Here is an 18,574-nt window from a genome sequence, read left to right as displayed (position 1 = left end):
CCCGGTCGTTAAGTGCCGTCGCGCCAATGGTACTGCGTCTCAAGACGTGGGAGAGTAGGTCACCGCCAAACCTAGAAAAGACCACAACCGTATCTCTCTAAACGATCCCACCCTGATCACCTAACCAAATCAGGGCTAAATCGCCGCGGGATGGAGCAGCCCGGTAGCTCGTCAGGCTCATAACCTGAAGGTCGTAGGTTCAAATCCTACTCCCGCAACCAGTTTTAAAAACAGGCCGCACCCAAAAGGGCAGCGGCCTTTTTTGCATCCGCAAGACCTGAAAAGAGCCAACCAAAAACCGCGCACACTACGGGGGAGAATGCCCGAGCGTGTCGGGAGACGGCGAGGAGCGTTGCGGACGACCCGGCAGGCGCGGGGGACGTCGGTGACGAGCATTGGGCTCAATACGCCGCGACCTGGCCGTCCTTTCTGGGATCGGATGCCCCCGTCAGGAGACCGCTATCGTGGTCGATCCGGATCGCCTGTGCGCCGCCGAGCGGGTCATTCGCAACGCGCAGCTTGTGCCCCAGATCTTCCAGATCGCTCAGCACGCCGGACGGCACACTGCGTTCGACCTCGACCACGCCGTCCTGCGGAAAGACGCGAGGGGCGTCGATCGCCTCCTGCAAGCCAAGCCCCTGCCCAAACACGTCCGCGATGACACGTGCCTGTCCGATGGGCTGGTAGTCTCCGCCCATGACGCCGAAGGACAGGACCGGGCGACCGTTTTCAGTCACCATGCCCGGCATGATCGTGTGCATCGGACGCTTGCCGGGCATCATCGCGTTGGGATGATCCGGGTCGAGCGAGAACGAATGCCCTCGGTTCTGGAACAGAACGCCGGTTTCGGGGCACAGGATGCCACTTCCGAAGCTGTCGAAGATCGAATTGATGAAGCTGACGGCGTTCAGGTCCCTGTCGACGACCGTGATGTAGACCGTGCCGGACGTACGAAGCCCCAGCGGACCGATATCCGTCGTCGCCCGGTGAGGCGAAATGCGCCTGCGTAGCTCGGCGGCCCAGGATTTCGACAGGATGTCGTCGACGCCGACAGTCATGCTGGCGAGGTCGGCAAGTTGGCGGTCGCGCATCGCGTAGGCCAGCCGCGCCGTCTCAATCTCGACATGCAGCCGCGCGGCCGAGCCGGGGCGCATCGAGGCGATATCGAAGCCTTCAAGCAGGTTCAGCATCATCAGGGCCGTGATGCCCTGGTTGTTCGGCGGAACCTGATGCACCGTGCGGCCGTGGTGATCGGTGGCGATGGGATCGACGAACTCGCCGGCGACGGCTGAGAAATCCTCCGCCGTATGCACGCCGCCATGCGATCTCAGAGTCCGCACCATCGCTTCGGCCACCGCGCCCTCGTAGAAGGCACGTGGCCCTTTGCGGGCGATCAGGTCGAGGGTGTCGGCGAGCCGTTCCTGGCGGTGGATCGTCCCTTCGGAAGGGCTGCGTCCGGCCGGCAGGAAAAGCGCCCGTGTCGCGTCGCGCTTCGCCAGATGCGCCTGGGCGCGCGTCCAGTCGCGCGCCACGCGGGCATGAACAGGGTAGCCGCCACGGGCATAGCCGATGGCCGGCCTCAGCAGGCGCGCCATCTCGAGGCTGCCGAACCGGGCGTGCAGTCTGAACCACCCGTCGATCGCGCCGGGCATCGTGACCGCGTGAACCGAGTCGATCGGCACGTCGGTGTGGCCGTGGTCACGCAGCCGCGCGGCGGACGCTGCAGAGGCGGCGCGTCCGGATCCGTTGAACGCGACGACGGGCCCGCTACGTCCCGCCAGAAGGGCAAAGCAATCGCCGCCGATTCCGGTCATCTGCGGTTCGACCACCGCCATCACCGCAGACCCGGCAATCGCCGCGTCCATCGCCGTGCCACCTTCGCGCAGGATCTGCATCGCGGCCTCGGTTGCGAGGGGATGCGACGTGGCGACCATGGCGTTGGTGGAATGCACGGCGGAACGGCCGGGAAAGTGAAAGTCGCGCATCGCGGTCTCCGAATTCTAGTCGTCGTTCTGCACGGGCAAGCGGGTTCCAGTGTTGCGGCGAAAACTCGACACGTCGCGGATCACCTGCATGTTGCGCTGCGAGGACCGCACATGCGCGCGTGCGGCCTGCATTGCGCGCGGCGCGTCCCGATCGAGCATGGCCTCGACGATGGCGCGGTGCTCGGCAACCGCCATCGTCCACTGGTCGATCCAGCGCACCTCGATCCACAGGCCGAGGCGAAGCTGGTCATAGACGCGCCGGGTGATCTCGATCAGGGCCGCGTTGTGCGTCGCTGCAAGAATGACCTCGTGGACCTTGAGCCCGAGTTCGAGTTCGCGGGCATAGACATCGGGCGTGCGGTCATGGATCCGGTCGAGCGCGTCGATCTCGGCCATGACCCCCGCGAGGGCTTCGAGCTCGGCGTCGGTCGCGGTCTCGGTCGCGATTTCGGCGGCCATCGCGTCGAGACCTTCACGCACCACGAGCAATTCGCAGACCGCATCGACGTCGAGATTGGCCACCGAGTACCCGCTGTTGGGCTGGCTCACGACAAGGCCTTCGCGTTCCAGCCGGTTGAGCGCTTCGCGCAGCGGCGTGCGACCGATGCCGAAATCGCGCATCAGGCGGGCCTCCGACAGCCGTTCGCCCCGGTGGAGATCGCCGCCGAGGATGGACTCCTTGAGCGTCTGAAAGGCCTTCTCGCGCAAGCCGCCGCGCCGCTTGGGAGCTGTCTCTTCGTTCCGGCTGCGCATGGTCTGGCTCATCTGATCAATCCTCCAAGCTTGCGCGGACGGGCAGTTTCGGGGCGCATCAGGTGCGCGTTGAGCCGCTGTTCGATCTGCCTTGCAACGAAGATGAAGCCGTAGACAAGAACGAGATACAATGAAGCCGCCAGTCCGAAGGCCTCGAAGAAGGTGAAGTCGCGCGCGCCGACGGCACGGGCCACGCCGGTGATGTCCATGATCGTGATGATCGACACCAGCGATGTCGCCTGGATCTGGTAGACGATTTCGTTGGTGTAGGCCGGCCAGCCGATCTGGATGGCGCGCGGCAGGATCACGAGACGGAGCAAAAGCGGTGGCTTCAGCCCCAGCGCGCGGGCGGCCTCGATTTCGCCGCGCGGAATCGACTGGATGGCGCCGCGCAGGATCTCTGATGTATAGGCGGCGGTGTTCAGCGTGAGCGAAAGCAGCGCGCAGACCCACGGATCGCGGAAGAACGCCCAGAGCCCCACTGACGCAAGCTCGTGCCGGAATTGCCCGCTGCCGTAGTAGATCAGGAATATCTGCGCCAGCAACGGCGTGCCCCGGAAGAAGAAGACATAGGCCGTCGAGATGCCGCGCAGGACAAGATTGCGCGACAGGCGGGCCAGCGCGATCGGCAGGGCCAGCATCAGGCCGATCGTGCAGCTGAGGGTGGCCAGCTGTATCGTGGTCCAGGCGCCTTCCAGAAAGCGCGGCAGGTTTTCAATGACGAACCCCATCAGGGGCGCGCCCCGGCGGTGCCTCGCGCGGCCCACCTTTCAAGCCACGCCTGTCCCCACATGGAGATTGCGGTGATGGTGAGATAGAGCAGGCAGGCCGCGAAGAAGAACGTGAAAGGCTGCCGCGTCGACCGGGCTGCGATATCGGCGTTCCGCATCAGCTCCGGCAGCTGGATGATCGAAATCAGCGCAGTTGCCTTGACCAGCACCATCCAGACGTTTCCGAGCCCGGGAAGCGCGTAACGCATCATCTGCGGAAGCTCGACCTTGCGGAACGTGACCCAGCGCTTGAGCCCCAGAGCATAGGCCGCTTCGCGCTGCCCCGGGGGCAGCGCGAGATACGCCGCTCGGAAGACCTCGCAGGCGAAGGCGGCATAGATCACGGTCAGCGTTCCGATCCCGGCCACGAACGGATTGATCGAAAGGGTCAGATCGACGCCCATCCCGCCAGCCGTGTTCTGGATCAGCGTTGGCAGGCCGTAGTAGATCAGCAGCAGCAGAACCAGTTCCGGCACCCCGCGGACGAAGGTCGTGTATACCTCGATCGCGATCCGTCCCGCGCGCGGTGCAAAGAGTTTGCCCATCGCGGCAAGCAGCCCGAGGGCAAGCGCGCCCGCCATCGACGCGATTGCGACGCCGAGCGTGAGAACGAGCCCGTCGATCAGCAGCCAGCCATATCCTTGAAGATCAGGCATGCGGTTCCCTTGCCAAGCCAGAAGGAGTCGAGGCCGGGGTCAGACCCGGCCCCGGGATGTCAGCCGCCGTAGACGTCGAGGCCGAACCATTTCTCGGAGATCTCCTGATAGGTGCCGTCCTCGCGCAATGCCTTGATCGCGCCGGAAAACGCGTCGGCAATGGGCTGGTTGTCCTGCCGAACGCCGACACCGGCGCCGTAGCCGAAGAACTCGGGATCGGTATATTCCGGCCCCCGCAGTTCGTACCCTTCGCCATCAGCCGTGCCGAGGAAGCCATCCTGAAGCGCCACCACATCGCCCAGCACCGCGTCCAGTCGACCGGAAACCAGGTCGAGATACGCTTCATCCATCGTGCCATAGAGACGAAGTTCGACCTCGGGCATGTTGGCATTCATGTAGCGTTCGAAGCTGGTGGCACGCTGGGTGCCGACGACGGACCCCGAGAGCCCCTCCGCCGAGATCTCGATGTCGCTGTCTGCGGCGGCCACGAATTGGGATGGAACCTGGTAGTACTTGTCAGAGAAGGCGATCACTTCGCGGCGCTCGTCGGTGATGTAGAGCGAGGCCATGATCGCGTCGTATTTCTGCGCCTGCAGTCCGGGGATGATGCCGTCCCAATCCTGCGTGACCCACTCGCACTCGATCTCGAGATGGGCGCACATCGCGTTGCCGAGATCGATCTCGAAGCCCGCGACCGAGCCGTCGGCCTCCGTGAAGTTGAACGGCGGGTATGCGCCCTCGGTGCCGATGACGAGGGAGTCCGGCAGGTCCTGTGCCATGGCGCCGCCAGCGATCGTCACGGCAGTTATGGCGCCCGCGAGCGCCTGTTTGAATGCGAAGGTCATGTTCCATTCCCTGTTTTGCCGCGCGATTGCTTCGCGCCTTCCAGCATCCTGCGCGGACAGATAGTATACAATCAAGGATATTATTTGTGGCTGACCGCCGCGCCAGCGGGGGGTGATGAAGAACTGACCGATCAGGCAGGCGTTGTTGCGCAAGTCCGGGAGGATTCCTCTCGTGGATACAGAATGCTCGCCGGGGAGCATGGAAAGAGCCGCGAAGGCGACCTGCAAGACCACCGACCGGCAAAGCCAGAATCAGGCGCTGAGGCAGCGCGGATCACTGACCGTTGGTTCGATCCATCGATGCAGTGGGACGCTATTCCCTAGGGGCGTCGCGGCGATCCAGGCCTGCCTTACCCTCAAGATCCTCCTCGGGCTGCCGCTCCGCCAAGGCGTGCTATTGTGTGCCATTGGTCCGAGGACGATGGCGCGCGGCGTTCCTATCGGGCCGGTCTGACTTGCGCGACGCAAGCCCGCTATCCCGACCGACGTGCCACGTAGGCTCGCAGCAGCTCGACCCGGCGCGGGCGGAAGCTGGTGCCGCCGGGGCGCGCCTCGCCGATCCGGGCCACATGGAAGAGCCGATAATCCTGTCTCAGTTGGCAAAACCCCAGAAGGATCAGGGAGTTTGGCCCGTATGACAGTCCGAGCGGCCAGATCTCCCGTTCGGTCCGGCGCTCGTTCAGGTCGCGATAGCTGATCCAGAGGCTCGTCTCGTCCCAGCAGGCGCGCCTCACCATATCGATGTCGATGTTCACCTCGGCCCGCGCGTCGGGCGGGCGCCAGGACCGCAGTATGGTGTGCATTGCCTGGCGGGCCTGGCCGTCCGGCAGCGTCGCGATGATGCGGGCGATCGCATCGCGCCCGGCGCGGGCCAGATCGGCATCGCCGAGGGTGTCGAGGCTACCGATACCGAGCATCAACGCTTCGATCTCGATCCGCGAGAAGCTTTGCGGCGGCAAGGCCGGATCCTCCGTCAGCGTGTAGCCATAGCCGGCCGCGCCATCGATCAGGACACCTCCGGCCCGCAGCGTAGCGATGTCGCGGTAAAGCTGGCGTCGCGAGATCTCGGTCGCGGCGGCAAGCCGTTCGGCCGTCACCGGCGCAGGCAGGCGGCGCAGAACGTCCATCAAGCGCATCAATCGGTCTTGGCGGCCCATACCCTACTGCCTCATTCTGTCAGTAGGGGCAGGGTAAGCGGGTGCTGCAGATATCGAAAGGAGTCTTTGATGCCCATTCTCTACCAGTCCCCCCGATCCCGCTCCGACACGGTCGTGACCCTCGTCCGGATGCTGAACGCCGGCATCACGATCCGCGAGGTCACGATTCCCCGCCAGGACGGAACGGGCGCGCCGGATCCCGACAATCCGCATCCGGAGAAGAAGGTGCCCTATCTGGTGGACGGCGAAGAGACCGTTCGCGAACGCGGCGCCATCATCGCGTATCTGACCGATGCCTATCCCGACGCGAAGCTGGGGCCGCTCCCCGGCGAACCGGGCCGGGGCGCCTACCTGTCATGGCTGTTCTACTATCAGGGGATCATGGAGCCCCTGATCATCCTGCATTGGGCCGGTCTGAGCCATCCCGCGGTGACCGCATCGCTGCGCGATGTCGATACGATGATTGCAAGATTGGCAGAGGCGCTTGCGACCGGTCCGTGGTTGCTGGGGAGCACGTTCAGTGCCGCCGACATGCTGTGCAGCTCGCCCTTTGCCTGGTTCCCTGACCTCCTGCCCGACGATTCGGCGGTCCGGGACTGGGTCCTGCGCTGTGCCAAGCGCATGGAGCACGAGACCGCCTGATCCGCCAAAGCCGTCCCAAACCGCCCGGCCCATCTACCGCACAACCGACGGTCTCTGGCTCGGCCGAGGCGATGCCGAAGTATGGAGGTCGGTACGGGGGGAGACGCACCGCAGCGAAGGACGGGCAGGTGAGGTCGGCTTTGCGCCGATCGTGGCAGGTCGGTCGTGTGGGCTGGACATCCGCCGGCCCGGTACACCATCGCTCCATAGCACTGGTCGGCCCCGAGTCCTTTCCTGACGGACTTATCTTGCGCTAAGGCAGCGCATGTTCAGAAAAAGCCTCCCAGTCCGCAAGCGTATCTCGTTCATCTACAGGACTTTCGGCGCGCCATATACGACGCTTGAAATGCTCGATCGCGAGCTGCCGCCACGCGCCCGTGGGACACTTCGCGTGAACGTCTCACATGCGCCGGTCAATCCCTCTGATCTGATCCCGATCACCGGATCCTATGCCCATCGGATTTCGCTGCCGGCCGTCGCGGGATACGAAGGTGTCGGGCGTGTGGTCGAAGCTCCGGAGGCCCTCTCACACATGGTCGGTCGACGTGTCCTGCCGCTCCGGGGAGAAGGCACCTGGCAAACCTATGTCGATTGTCCGGCCCACCATGCCGTGGAGGTGCCCGACAGGATTCCCGACATCGTTGCGGCGCGGGCCTATATCAATCCCATGGCTGCCGCCACGATGCTTCGGCTATGGCCCGCCCGCGGCAAGGTGGTCCTGCTCAGTGGCGCGGGATCTAGCTGTGCCGAACATCTGGGACGGTGGGCCATTGCCCACGGCGCCACGCGTGTCATGGGAGTCTATCGTTCGGAGAGCCGGAAGGATCGGTTGCGCCAAGTGGGGATCGAACCGATTCCGATCCACGATCTCGGCACCATTTCGAAGGCCTCCGCTTTGGCCGACATTGCCTTCGACTCTCTGGGCGGCGACATCGGGACCCTTGTTCTGGAAGGGATGCGCGGGGAGGCGAACTTCGTGGCCTATGGCCTTCTGACGGGCAAACCAGTGACGACCGGAGCCGGGGTCAGGGCGCGCTATCATCGGTTTCACATGCGCGATCACTTCACGGTATTGGCAGGACTGGGGATGCAGGCCGCGTTCTCGGACATCTGGCCGTTGCTCGAAGGCGCCCCGCCCGCAGAGCCAAGAGTATTCCCGGCCCAGCAATGGCAAGACGCCCTTGCCGAGGCCGAACGTCCCGGTGGCCAGAAGCCGATACTCGACTTTTCCAGCCTAAACTGAGGAAAGGCAGCTTCGTCGCAGAGTTGACCTCGCAGGGGCGAGGATGCTGCGCGACACTGACGAAGACCGCTTCGGGACAGAGCACCGTCGCATCGGCACGCCGCGTGAACGTCAGGCCGGGACCGGGAGCTGTGCCGCGCGAGGCGGGGGCAGGCGCTTGGTTATGCCGCGCAGTGAGGGGCGATCGTGAGCGCTGGTCGAAACCCCTCCGTTTCGATACGGCTGTCGGCCATCGGAAACGGGGTAGGAACCGGCCTCAGCCGGCGATGCGGTCATGTCGCCCCTGTCGCGGGTCCCATTGGGGGGAGCTATGGTCGATGCCCTTGGCATCGGCGTGCGATTGCCTTCCACATGTGGGGCGATTGTCAGCGTTCATGCGCATCGACATACTCGCCCGCGCGAAAACATGCCGGAGAGACCCGATGAGACCGTCGCCCGAGCCAGTATACAACGTCTCGTTTTTACGACCGGCATATGACTGGTGCAGCGATGAGGCGTAGTTCGGAATGGTTTCGCTCGGGGCGTTCGCGCGGGAGACCCATGAGGGTCACGCTGAGGATGGCCTTGCGAAACCCGAAACTGTTCAATCTCTACGTGAAGGAATGGTACGGCAGACGTGTCTGCGAGGGGTATAAGGCCGGCGCCGCGGCGGTCTTATCGGGCGGGATCGTCGCGCTGATGCTCAATGACGCGGAGTTTGTCGCTTCCACGGCGCCGGTTGTGACGTGGGGAATGATGACCGTTCCCGCCGCGTTTTCGTTCTACAGCGTTGTGGCAATATTCTTCCCGTCCGTCCTCTTCTGGCTCAGCCATCAGCGAGAGGACGTTGAGCGTGCTTTGGCTGACAGGAAATATCGCTAGCATACACCGGTGAAGACGGACAGGTTTCGGACAGTCCAGACATTTGACACTGCTGCATGGTCAGCGCATGGCGGCGTCGTCCGCATCGTGTGAGTTCGACACGGCATCGATTCCGCAGGGAGTCGAACGGCAGGCTTGGTAAAACGGCATCGTGGCGACCAACCGCCCCGCGAAGGTCCGCTCAGGGCCGTGAGCGACGGCCGCTGCTGCCGCCTCCTGGATGTCCAACCTTCTGCCACGCCGCATGTCCGGTTCGCGCCCTTAGTCGCCTGTTCCGCTCCGGTCAGGACGAGCATACTCGATCAGATCCCAACGATTCCCCCACGGGTCCTTCCAGACGACGACACGCCCATAAGGTTCATCGCGTGGCGGCGTTTCGAACGCCACGTTTGCGGCTTTAAGCCGCTCGTAGTCCCGTGCGAAATCTTCGGTTTCAAGAAAAAGCCAGACGCGTCCACCGCCCTGCTCTCCGATAGACCTGGACTGTCGATCTTCGGCAGCGCGGGCGAGCAGAATCTCGGTCTCTGCGCCCGGGGGAGCGATCCGCACCCATCTTTTTCCGTTTCCAAGATCGGTATCCTCCCGGCACTCGAAACCAATGCTGCGGAAGAAGTCGAGAGCCGTGTCGTAATCCGGGATCAGCAAAGAAAAATGGGAGATGCGAACGGGCATAATGGGGCTCACGACAGACTGAGGAGGGAACACTCTTAAAGCACGGTTTTGCTTGGCTTGCACCGTTCCGAAATTCTGGATGGCAACTTCGTCCGCATCGCGGACAATGATCGGTTGGACAATGCTGCGCGATGTAAGAGGAGCCGGCTCGGGGAAGCTGCATCACAGAAGGACCCAGCCTGAGGAACGGCAGCTCTGGGCCGCGAGCGGCGAGAGCAGCCGAAGTCTCTAACACCCGCTCTCGGCCCGCGACGGCGTCCTGGACCTCTGTCATCTCCTCACCTCGATTTCGGAGGCCAAGACATCCTTATGGCGACATTGCGCAAGTCCGCGGTTTCGCCGACACCCTTGTTGCGCCCGTCATTCCGGGCATACTCCGCCGCAACCAGCACCAAGTGATTGCCTTGACCCTCAGCGCTACGCCCGCCCGCACATACCTCGTCGTCCTCACCGCGCTCGGCGCGACGCATCTTCTGAACGACCTGATGCAGTCGCTGATCCCGGCGGCCTATCCGATCCTGAAGGAGGCATACGGCCTCGACTTCGTGCAGATCGGGCTGATCACGCTGACCTTCCAGATCGCGGGATCATTGCTGCAGCCGGTTATGGGGATGGTGACCGACCGCTACCCGGCGCCCTATTCGCCGGTCGTCGGCATGGCCTTCACCCTGTCGGGGCTGATCTGCCTCGCCTTCGCGGGAAGCTATGGCGGCATCCTTGTGGCGGTCGCGCTGATCGGCATCGGCTCCTCGATCTTCCACCCGGAGGCGACCCGGACGGCGCGCTATGCCGCGGGCGACCGGCAGGGGCTGGCGCAGGGGATCTTCCAGGTGGGCGGTCAGGCGGGCGGCGCGCTCGGGCCGGTCCTTGCCGCGCTGATCATCGTGCCTTGGGGGCAGCCAAGCCTCGCCTGGTTTGCGGTGCTCGCACTGCTCGCGATGCTTATCCTGACCTGGATCGGCAGCCAGCAGCGCCTGATCCGGGCAGAGTTCACCGTCCGCTCGGCCCGCAGGCTGGCCGAAGCCCCCGCCTCGAAGCGGAGTGCCGGGACCGTCGCTTTGGGACTGATTGTCCTCACCTTCCTGATGTTCACCAAGAACACGTATGGCGAGAGCTTCCGGTCGTTTTATACCTTCTACCTCATCGAGAAGTTCGGCCTGTCTATTCCCGCCTCGCAGATGATGCTGTTCCTCTTCCTCATGGCTGCCGCCGTGGGCGTGCTGATCGGCGGCATCGTCGGCGATGCGATCGGACGGCGGCAGATCATCTGGATCTCGGTGCTGGGACCGCTGCCTCTGACCCTGATCCTGCCTTACGCGGACCTGTTCTGGACCGGGGTGCTGACGATCGCGATCAACCTGATCATGGCCAGCGCCTTTGCCTCGATCCTGATCTACGCGATGGACCTGCTGCCGAACCGCATCGGCCTGATCGGCGGGCTCTTCTACGGCCTGAACTTCGGCCTCGGAGGGATCGCGGCGGCGCTGCTCGGCATCCTGGCCGACAGCTACGGGGTCGAGGCCGTCTATCGGCTCTGTGCCTTCCTGCCGTTGGCGGGTCTTGCCGTTTGGTTCTTGCCGCCGATCGAGGAGCGGCGCGTTCGGTCGCATTGAGCGAACGGCGCTCTCGGGCTGACAGGGATCGAGCGGTCAGACAGGCCCTGCTTCCGGCTCTGGCCGGGCAGTCGACATCGCATATTGTCCCGGTGGCTGGCCGACCTCACGCGCAAAGGCCGTATTGAACGCGCTGGCCGAGCCGTAGCCAAGGGCCGCGCCGATCTCGGACAGACTGCCGTCGCCGCGCCGCAGTCTGTCCTTGGCGAGGCTCATCCGCCAGCCGGTCAGATAGGCCATCGGCGCCCGGCCGATCTCACGCTCGAACCGTGCGAAGAAGGCCGAGCGCGACAGGCCCGCCGCACGGGCCAGTTCCGCCACCGTCCAGGGCCGCGCCGGATCTGCGTGAAGCGCACGCAGGGCGACGGACAGGTGGTGATCGCCCAGGCCGCGCAGCAGGCCCGGCGGGGCGGCGATGCCGTCCGTGGCACGGAAGGCCTCGATCAGCAGAACCTCCAGCAGGCGCTCCAGAACCACGTCGCGCCCGGGGCGTGCCGCCCGTGCTTCATCCGCGACCAACCGGATCAGCATCGCCAGCCGTGCTTCGCCGCGGATGACGACGAGATCGGGAAGCAGTGTCAGCAGCAGCGCGGCGTCCCGCGCGCCGAAGGTGCAGTGGCCCACCAACTGCTGCGTCGTGACGGGCAGGTCGGGATCGCCGATACGGACCTGCCCGGGCGCCATCGGAACAGGGTTGGTGAAGTGTCCGGCGGGCAGGACCGGATCGGGGCTTGAAATCGTGAAGCGACGCGCGGCCGGGATCAGGGCGAAATCGCCCTCTTCCAGCAGGATCGGCGGCCGCCCGTCCGCTTCCAGCAGCGCGTGACCCCTGAGGGTCAGATTGTAGAAGACGATGCCCTCCTCGTCCCGGCGCACCCGCCAGGCACCCGAGGCGCTGACGATTTTCGCATAGGGGGCGCCGGGGCGGAGCAGGGTCACGATCTGGGTCAGCGGATCGGTCATGGCGACTCACGGTTTGGACGATTTGTAAATCATCTAGGACTTCAGATTATAGGTCGTCTCGGAGGGCATGGCTAGATTGGGAGGACACCATCGAAAGGACATCACCATGCCTACCATCCTGATCACCGGCTGCTCATCGGGCTTCGGGCTCGAGACCGCGCGACACTTCCTTGCCGAAGGCTGGACCGTCATCGCCACGATGCGGACCCCGAGGGCCGATCTGCTCCCCGCCTCCGACCGGCTGACGATCCTGCCGCTCGATGTCACCGATCCGGACAGCATCGCAGCCGCGGTGGAGGCCGCGGGCGAGATCGATGTGCTTGTGAACAATGCAGGCATCGGCTGGCTGAACGCGGTCGAAGGCACCCCGATCGATGTCGTGCGCGACCTCTTCGAGACAAACACCATCGGCACCATTGCGATGATCCAGGCCGTGCTGCCGCAATTTCGCGCCCGCCGGTCGGGGGTGATCGTCAATGTGACCTCAAGCGTGACCCTGAAGTCCTACGACCTGCTCTCCGTCTATACCGCCAGCAAGGCTGCGGTGAACGCGCTGACCGAGGTCATGGCGTTGGAGCTTGCCGCGTTCGGGATCCGGAGCCACGTGGTGCTGCCGGGACAGGCGCCGGGCACCGCATTTTCAGCCACTGCCCGGGACAGGCTGGCGCAAGCGGGCGGCTTCCCCGACCCTTATGCCGACATGATCCAAGGCGTCTTCGCGCGGCTCGCCAGCGGAAACGATGACGAGAAGACCCGATCGGAAGACGTGGCCGGAGCGATCTGGCGCGTGGCCACAGACCCGGCAACACCGATGCGCGTGCCCGCCGGTGCAGATGCCGTGGCGCTGTTCAATAGCTGAGGTGGCAGATGGGGCACAGTCGGCGTTGTCGGGCTGCGCCCCATCCGCAGCACGTCGCTCGTGAGATCGACCACCCTGTCCGATCAGCGGTCCTGCGCCGGACATGAACGACTGCGCTCGAGACCCCGCTCGGCAGCATTGCCGAGCGAAGACCGTCTGCTCTGGTGGGGGCGCGCCGGAAAGCGAGGTCAGGGCGGCACCTGCCGGCATTGGCGCTTTCTGCGTTTGGTATCGCTGAGGCGGGGGCCAAGCCGATGGCGCTTGGCGGCAGCGCTGCAGGTCGGGGCAGGGCAGTGGGATCGGACGCGGCCTGAGACTGTAAAAACCGGGCCGGCGGTGTCCGCCGGCCCGGGATATCTGCTGCGCGCTTAGTTGCTGCCCATGTTCGCGAGGCTGGAGTTCAGCTCTTCCTGGATCTGGTCGATCGAGAAGCTGTCCGGCCGCTGGGACGGCGGGTATTCCTCGAAGGTCGCGAAGAACTTCGCCACTTCCTGCGAGGCCGGTGCCACGAGATAGGCGTGATCGCTCACCCAGTCCCAGTAGGTGTTCGAGGTGATGTCGGCCCGCTCGTAGGGATCGGCCCGCAGGTCGAACAGTTTGGGCACCCTCAGCTCGGTGAAGGGCTCGGCCCAGACACCCATGGTGCCCTGCATGCGCTGTTCCTTTCCAGTTCTCGTAGGGCAGCGCCACGATTTCCCCGTCATCGTTGATGTAGAAGAACGCGTCACGGGCGCCCTCATCGGTGTCGCCGGTGAGGTAGTCGAGCTGGTTGTAGCCATCGAGATGGTTCTTGTACTCTTCCCCATTGATGGTCGTGCCCTCGAGCAGCTGTTCCCTGATGTCGGTGACACCCACTGCGGCCATGATGGTCGGGAACCAGTCGAGGCCCGAGAACATCTCGGTGTAGACGGTGCCGGGCTCGATCTGGCCGGGTCAGCGGATCAGCGCAGGCACGCGATACGCGCCCTCCCATTTGGTGTTCTTCTCCGAGCGGAAGGGCGTGGTGCCCGCGTCCGGCCAGGTGTTCTGGTGCGGCCCGTTGTCGGTGGTATGGATCACCAGCGTGTTGTCGGCGACCGCGAGCTCGTCGAGCGCGTCGAGAACCTCGCCGATCGCGCCGTCATGCTCGACCATGCCGTCGGCATATACCGTCCGCGCCGTGAGGCCAGGTTCGCTGCGGTTCTCGTCGCGGACGTGGGTTTTGTAGTGCATCCGCGTGGTGTTGTACCAGGTGAAGAAGGGCGTGCCCGACTCCACGGCGCGGGTCATGAAGTCGATCGCCCCGGCGGCGGTTTCCTCGACGACGGTCTTCATCCGGTTGGTGGTCAGGGAGCCGGTGTCTTCGAGCTCGCCATCCGCGTAGGCGTGCAGCACGCCGCGCGGGCCGAAGCGCTCGCGGAATTCGGGGTTCTGAGGATAATTGAACTGTTCCGCCTCTTCCTCGGCATTGAGGTGGTAGAGGTTGCCGAAGAACTCGTCGCGGCCGTGCTCGGTGGGCAGATGCTCGTCACGGTCGCCGAGGTGATTCTTGCCGAACTGGTCGGTGGCGTAGCCCTGATCCTTGAGCGCGGAGGCCAGCGTCACGTCCACGTCCCGCATACCCGCGTTGGCGCGGGCAGTCCGACCTTGGACAGGCCGGTGCGCAGCGTCGACTGGCCGGTGATGAAGGTCGAGCGACCCTCCGTCAGCTCTGCTCGGCCTAATCGTCCGTGAGCTTGGCGTCCTCAGCGGCGATCCGGTCGATGTTGGGGGTGTCGTACCCCATCAGGCCGAAGCTGTAGGTCGACATCTAGGTTTGTCCGATGTCGTCTCCAAAGATTACCAGAATATTGGGCTTTTCGGGGCTCGGGTCCTGCGCCGTCGCCATCGAGGCGGAAAATAGCGTGGCTGTGGGCAGGACTATAAATCTGTTCACCGAATCTTCTCCAATCTATCTCGAGCGGACTCGCCCATGAGTGTAGCGCGGGAATACTCTGCAAGTCTTGGTATGCCTCGCCTTCCGGTGCGGGAGGAGATCACCGACGGAACGGGTCTGTCGGAGGAGATTGGCAGTGCGCTGGGGGCTGCGACCTGTCGGTCCGCAAAGCCGCGCCGGAGCGATCATTCAGAGGTGCACACGCTCGCAGGCGCTCGGGAAGGGGAACAGTAGACTGCGTCGGCCCGGGGCGCGGGCGGCGTCAGAGCGCGCCGGATGTGGTCTCGCCGCGCAGCTTGTTGACGAGGTCGACAAGCTCGACCAGGGAGCGGATCTCGAGCTTCTCGAGGATGCGGGCGCGGTGGTGGTCGACGGTGCGGGGGCTGATGCCAAGCGAATTGGCGATCTCTTTGCTCGAGACTTCGGCGGGATTGGCCAGCATCCGCTCGACGATTTCTTCCTCGCGGGCGGTGAGCCGGTCGAACCGGGCCTGAAGCGCGCGCCGTCTCTCGAGCGCGCAGCGCTTGGCGGCGGCGATCTCGAGTGCGGTCTCGATCCGTTCGATCAACACCGATTGCCGGAAGGGTTTCTCGAGAAAATCGACCGCACCGGCCTTCATCGCCTGCACCGATTCAGGCACCCCGCCATGGCCGGTGATGAAGACCACTGCGAGGGGGCTGCCCTGATCGTTGAGCAGCGCCTGCAATTCGAGCCCGCTCATACCCGGCATCCCGTGATCCAGCACCAGACACGCGGCCTGCTCGCCATCATAGGCGGCGAGAAACTCGCGCCCGGAGGCGAAGGCCTCGACCTCGAAGCCGCGCTGCGTCAGGGCGCGGGACAGCGAGGTCCGAATGTCCTGATCATCATCCACGATGAAGATCATCTGATTGCCGTCACCCATGGAAAACCGAAACCTGACTAGCGAAACAGCGCGGGGTAATTCTGTTTCTCGAAAAGAGCTCAAAGCGAAATGTCAGTTTTTTCAAGAATAAGCAACTGTTGGTAGACCAATAAAGCCGCTTTGCATCCTTGCGGGCGGGTCAGGGCCCGGACGGGGAGGACTCTGTTCTTGAGGAACAGTCCGAGGCGTCCACCGTAAAGCGGAAACAGGCGCCGCGAGGGTCCGCGTGCTCGTGCCAGAGGCGGCCGTCATTGGCCTGCACGATGGATTGGCAGATCGACAGACCAAGGCCCATGCCGCTGGGCTTGGTGGTCTCGAAATCGGTGAAGAGACTGACATCGGGCGACACGCCGGGGCCGGTATCGGCGACGGTGACGAGAACCTGCAGGCCGAGCCTGTGCGCCCGCACGGTGACCCGGCGCTCGCCATCGGTGGTCTCGGCCACGGCCTCGATGGCGTTGCGCAGCAGGTTCACCAGAACCTGTGCGATCTGCAGGCGGTTGGCGTTGACCAGCGGCAGATCCTCGAGCTCGGTCGTCAGGGTCGCACCGGCCGCGCGGGCCTCGGCGATCACCAGACGTTGGGTCTGCGCAACGAGCTCGGGAAGATCGAAATCGGTGCGGATGCCCTCGTCGCGGCGGATGAATGCGCGCAGGGCGCGGATGATCTCGCCGGCGCGCACCGACTGCTCGGCGATCTCCTCGAGGGTGGCCCTCAACTCGGGATCGACCGCGCTGAGCTGATCGACCGCGTAGAGCGCGCTGTCGGCGTTCTGTGCGATGGCGGTGAGCGGTTGATTGAGCTCGTGCGCCAGCCCGGCGGCGACCTGCCCCATGGTGTTGTCGCGCGACAGGTTGGACAGGTCCTTGCTGAGTTCGGCGACCTGTTCCTCGGTGTGCTTGGACTGCGTGATGTCGTCCATGGTCAGCACGAAATGCAGCGGGCGCCCCTGCTGGTTGAAGATCAGGATGGCGTTGAGCGCGGTCCAGATCGCCGCGCCGCTGCGCCGCACGCAGCGCAGTTCCTGATTGATCTCACCGGCGGGATCGCCGTCGTCTCCGGCGAACAGGCGGAAGGGCGGGTCGTCGGGGTGGATCAGGTCCGAGATCGCCATCGCCTGAAGCGCTTCGGGGCTGTAGCCTGTGATCTCGCAGAAGCGGTCGTTGACGCGCAGGAAGCGGCCCGTCCGGGCGTCAATCTGCGCCATGCCGCGCGAGGACAGCGCGAAGGTGCTGCCGTATTCCATCTCGGTCTCGCGCCGGGCAGCGATCTGCTGCACCAGCGTCTCGTTGGCGTTCTCAAGCTCCTGGTAGGTCTTGGGGAGCGGCTCGGAGGGGTCAAGCTCGCCCTGCGAGATCAGCGCCGAGCGCACCGCGAAGACGCGCACCGGCTTGTAGATGAAATTCGCCAGAACCAGCCCGCAAACGCCGGTGATCCCCGCCACCACTGCCGCGATCCAGATGTTGGTCCGGCGGTTTTCCTTGATGACCTCGGTGAAATCGCTTTCCAACGCGTAGGCCGCGATGGTCCAGGGCAGGTGCTCGGAGATCGGCGGCATGACGATGGCGACGTAGGTTTCGCCGTCGTAGCGGAACTGCGACAGCGTCTCCTCTTCCACCGCCGCGACCCCGTTCTCCATGACCTGTGCAAAGGCGGCCCGGGCGATGGGGTCCTCGAACTCTCGGATGTCGACGAAGCGCAGCGTGCCGTCGGCGTCCTTGGTCTTGAGCAGGGACTGGTTCGGGTGCGCCAGCACGTCGCCGTTGCGGTGGATGATCAGGGCCCGCCCGGTGCTGCCGATGCGCAGCCTGGCGAGGAAGTCCGAGATCTCGCTGATCTCGATATCGACGCCGACGATGCCGCGCACGCCGTCGGGCCCGTCCATCACCGGCGAGGCCAGCGTTATGCCGGGAAGCTGGGATGAGAAGAAGATGTAGGGGTCCGTCCAGATCGTGGTGAGCTGCTGGCGGGCGCGGATGTACCACGGTCGGGTGCGCGGATCGAACGGATCGTCGTTGTCGAAGCGCCGCTCGATCACCCGGAACTCGTCGTCGCGCCAGATCAGCTCGGTGCTGCGCGTGTCGCCGTCGACCCGAATGATCTTGGTCCTGAACGGGCCGGGCGCATTGTCGGCACGCATGACATAGACGAAATCCCCGTTCTCGTTGCCGTGGTAGACCCCGGCGAATTGCGGGGCGAGCTGAAGCTGCTGGAACAGCAACTGCTCGAGCAGCTCGGGCACGTCGCTGGCGATCACCCGGTCCTGAGCCAGCCGGGCCGAAAGCTCTGCGGCGCCGCGTGCGGGGCTCAGGAAACCGCGGGAATGCTCGATGGTGTTGGTGCCCACGTCGCTAAGCAGGTCGCGGGCGTGATCGAGAAGCGCGCGTTCCGAGGTCACGTAAGAGGAAAACACCACCGCGAGAACGGCGATGAACTGAAGCCCGGCAAGACCGACCGCCAGCAATGCTCCCAGTGAAATGCGCATCACACCCCCGTGCCCGATGTCGCCGCCCGGCCGGTGGCTTACCCGCCCCGAAGTCTTTCCACAAAGGGACGTTTCGGGCAACTGCGATGGGGCGATTGCGCATAGGCAAAACTACGCAGGCAATCACACTAATTTCGTTTCTAGTCCGAATATGAGAGGTTTATGTCCGTCGGCGCCGGGGAAGCTTTGAGTTCCCGTCGTGCAGTCCCGGTTCGGCAATATTGTTTAAAGTTGTTTAAGGGCGTTAGTGA

17 protein-coding genes, 1 tRNA gene and 1 pseudogene are annotated in these 18,574 nt (G+C 64.5%); 7 read left to right on the top strand and 12 right to left on the bottom strand.

What is annotated here, in order from left to right; all coding sequences use genetic code 11:
* The first annotated feature begins 144 nt into the window (after positions 1-144).
* A tRNA-Met gene (locus LCM15_RS20640) sits at positions 145-221 on the top strand.
* Between the two features lie 180 nt (positions 222-401).
* On the opposite strand, the gene ggt is transcribed toward LCM15_RS20640, so the two are convergent.
* From ggt to LCM15_RS20615, 5 genes are read right to left on the bottom strand one after another with little or no spacing between them, the layout of a single operon-like run.
* Positions 402-1,985, bottom strand: a complete 1,584-nt coding sequence (ggt, locus tag LCM15_RS20635) for a gamma-glutamyltransferase (protein ID WP_224859714.1) — start codon at positions 1,983-1,985, stop codon at positions 402-404.
* A gap of 15 nt (positions 1,986-2,000) precedes the next feature.
* Positions 2,001-2,750 (bottom strand): GntR family transcriptional regulator, encoded by a 750-nt coding sequence (locus LCM15_RS20630; protein ID WP_224859713.1) that lies wholly within the window; start codon positions 2,748-2,750, stop codon positions 2,001-2,003.
* The gene (locus tag LCM15_RS20625; protein WP_224859712.1) at positions 2,747-3,469 is read right to left on the bottom strand and encodes an ABC transporter permease; all 723 of its coding nucleotides are present in this window, start codon (positions 3,467-3,469) and stop codon (positions 2,747-2,749) included. The genes LCM15_RS20630 and LCM15_RS20625 overlap by 4 nt, the downstream gene beginning before the upstream one ends.
* The gene (locus LCM15_RS20620) at positions 3,469-4,164 is read right to left on the bottom strand and encodes an ABC transporter permease (RefSeq protein ID WP_224859711.1); all 696 of its coding nucleotides are present in this window, start codon (positions 4,162-4,164) and stop codon (positions 3,469-3,471) included. Before LCM15_RS20620 ends, LCM15_RS20625 begins: the two co-directional genes overlap by 1 nt.
* 59 nt (positions 4,165-4,223) lie before the next feature.
* Positions 4,224-5,009: a transporter substrate-binding domain-containing protein gene (locus LCM15_RS20615; RefSeq protein ID WP_224859710.1), complete on the bottom strand. Its 786-nt coding sequence runs from the start codon at positions 5,007-5,009 to the stop codon at positions 4,224-4,226.
* A 199-nt stretch (positions 5,010-5,208) separates the two neighbouring features.
* Here LCM15_RS20615 and LCM15_RS20610 point away from each other — a divergent pair.
* Positions 5,209-5,397, top strand: a pseudogene (locus LCM15_RS20610) (IS5/IS1182 family transposase); the annotation flags it as partial.
* 85 nt (positions 5,398-5,482) lie between these two features.
* Here the strand turns inward: LCM15_RS20610 and LCM15_RS20605 are convergent.
* Positions 5,483-6,145 carry a helix-turn-helix transcriptional regulator gene (locus tag LCM15_RS20605; protein WP_318246071.1) on the bottom strand — a complete coding sequence of 221 codons (663 nt, stop codon included), beginning with the start codon at positions 6,143-6,145 and terminating at the stop codon, positions 5,483-5,485.
* 90 nt (positions 6,146-6,235) lie between these two features.
* Here LCM15_RS20605 and LCM15_RS20600 point away from each other — a divergent pair, with 90 nt between their 5' ends.
* The 3 genes from LCM15_RS20600 (at position 6,236) to LCM15_RS20590 (ending at position 8,912) form a co-directional block, all read left to right on the top strand.
* Positions 6,236-6,808: a glutathione S-transferase family protein gene (locus tag LCM15_RS20600; protein ID WP_224859708.1), complete on the top strand. Its 573-nt coding sequence runs from the start codon at positions 6,236-6,238 to the stop codon at positions 6,806-6,808.
* A gap of 265 nt (positions 6,809-7,073) precedes the next feature.
* Entirely contained in the window at positions 7,074-8,051 is a 978-nt protein-coding gene (locus LCM15_RS20595) for a zinc-dependent alcohol dehydrogenase family protein (RefSeq protein ID WP_224859707.1), read from the top strand.
* 540 nt (positions 8,052-8,591) lie between these two features.
* Positions 8,592-8,912: a hypothetical protein gene (locus LCM15_RS20590; protein ID WP_224859706.1), complete on the top strand. Its 321-nt coding sequence runs from the start codon at positions 8,592-8,594 to the stop codon at positions 8,910-8,912.
* 261 nt (positions 8,913-9,173) lie between these two features.
* On the opposite strand, the gene LCM15_RS20585 is transcribed toward LCM15_RS20590, so the two are convergent.
* Entirely contained in the window at positions 9,174-9,584 is a 411-nt protein-coding gene (locus LCM15_RS20585) for a VOC family protein (RefSeq protein ID WP_224859705.1), read from the bottom strand.
* Positions 9,585-10,069: 485 nt separating this feature from the next.
* Here LCM15_RS20585 and LCM15_RS20580 point away from each other — a divergent pair, with 485 nt between their 5' ends.
* Positions 10,070-11,197: an MFS transporter gene (locus tag LCM15_RS20580; RefSeq protein WP_412103308.1), complete on the top strand. Its 1,128-nt coding sequence runs from the start codon at positions 10,070-10,072 to the stop codon at positions 11,195-11,197.
* A gap of 36 nt (positions 11,198-11,233) precedes the next feature.
* Here the strand turns inward: LCM15_RS20580 and LCM15_RS20575 are convergent, their stop codons facing one another.
* Positions 11,234-12,160, bottom strand: a complete 927-nt coding sequence (locus LCM15_RS20575; RefSeq protein ID WP_224859703.1) for a helix-turn-helix transcriptional regulator — start codon at positions 12,158-12,160, stop codon at positions 11,234-11,236.
* 106 nt (positions 12,161-12,266) lie between these two features.
* Here LCM15_RS20575 and LCM15_RS20570 point away from each other — a divergent pair, with 106 nt between their 5' ends.
* Positions 12,267-13,019, top strand: coding sequence for an SDR family oxidoreductase (locus tag LCM15_RS20570; protein WP_224859702.1), 753 nt, complete (start codon positions 12,267-12,269; stop codon positions 13,017-13,019).
* 368 nt (positions 13,020-13,387) lie between these two features.
* On the opposite strand, the gene LCM15_RS20565 is transcribed toward LCM15_RS20570, so the two are convergent.
* The 4 genes from LCM15_RS20565 to LCM15_RS20550 form a co-directional block, all read right to left on the bottom strand.
* Positions 13,388-13,672 carry a hypothetical protein gene (locus tag LCM15_RS20565; RefSeq protein WP_224859701.1) on the bottom strand — a complete coding sequence of 95 codons (285 nt, stop codon included), beginning with the start codon at positions 13,670-13,672 and terminating at the stop codon, positions 13,388-13,390.
* 280 nt (positions 13,673-13,952) lie between these two features.
* The gene (locus LCM15_RS20560; RefSeq protein ID WP_318246070.1) at positions 13,953-14,603 is read right to left on the bottom strand and encodes a sulfatase-like hydrolase/transferase; all 651 of its coding nucleotides are present in this window, start codon (positions 14,601-14,603) and stop codon (positions 13,953-13,955) included.
* Positions 14,604-15,196: 593 nt separating this feature from the next.
* On the bottom strand, positions 15,197-15,838 hold the full coding sequence (locus LCM15_RS20555; RefSeq protein WP_224859699.1) for a response regulator transcription factor: 642 nt from the start codon (positions 15,836-15,838) through the stop codon (positions 15,197-15,199).
* Between the two features lie 139 nt (positions 15,839-15,977).
* Complete coding sequence (locus tag LCM15_RS20550) at positions 15,978-18,323, bottom strand: sensor histidine kinase (RefSeq protein WP_224859698.1); 2,346 nt, start codon at positions 18,321-18,323, stop codon at positions 15,978-15,980.
* Positions 18,324-18,574: the final 251 nt, after the last annotated feature.

It is taken from the genome of Salipiger bermudensis, from assembly GCF_020171625.1.
In the GTDB taxonomy this organism is placed as follows: Bacteria; Pseudomonadota; Alphaproteobacteria; order Rhodobacterales; family Rhodobacteraceae; genus Salipiger; species Salipiger bermudensis_B.
Note: the sequence above shows the minus strand (reverse complement) of the source record. Positions and strands in the feature narration are given on the sequence as shown.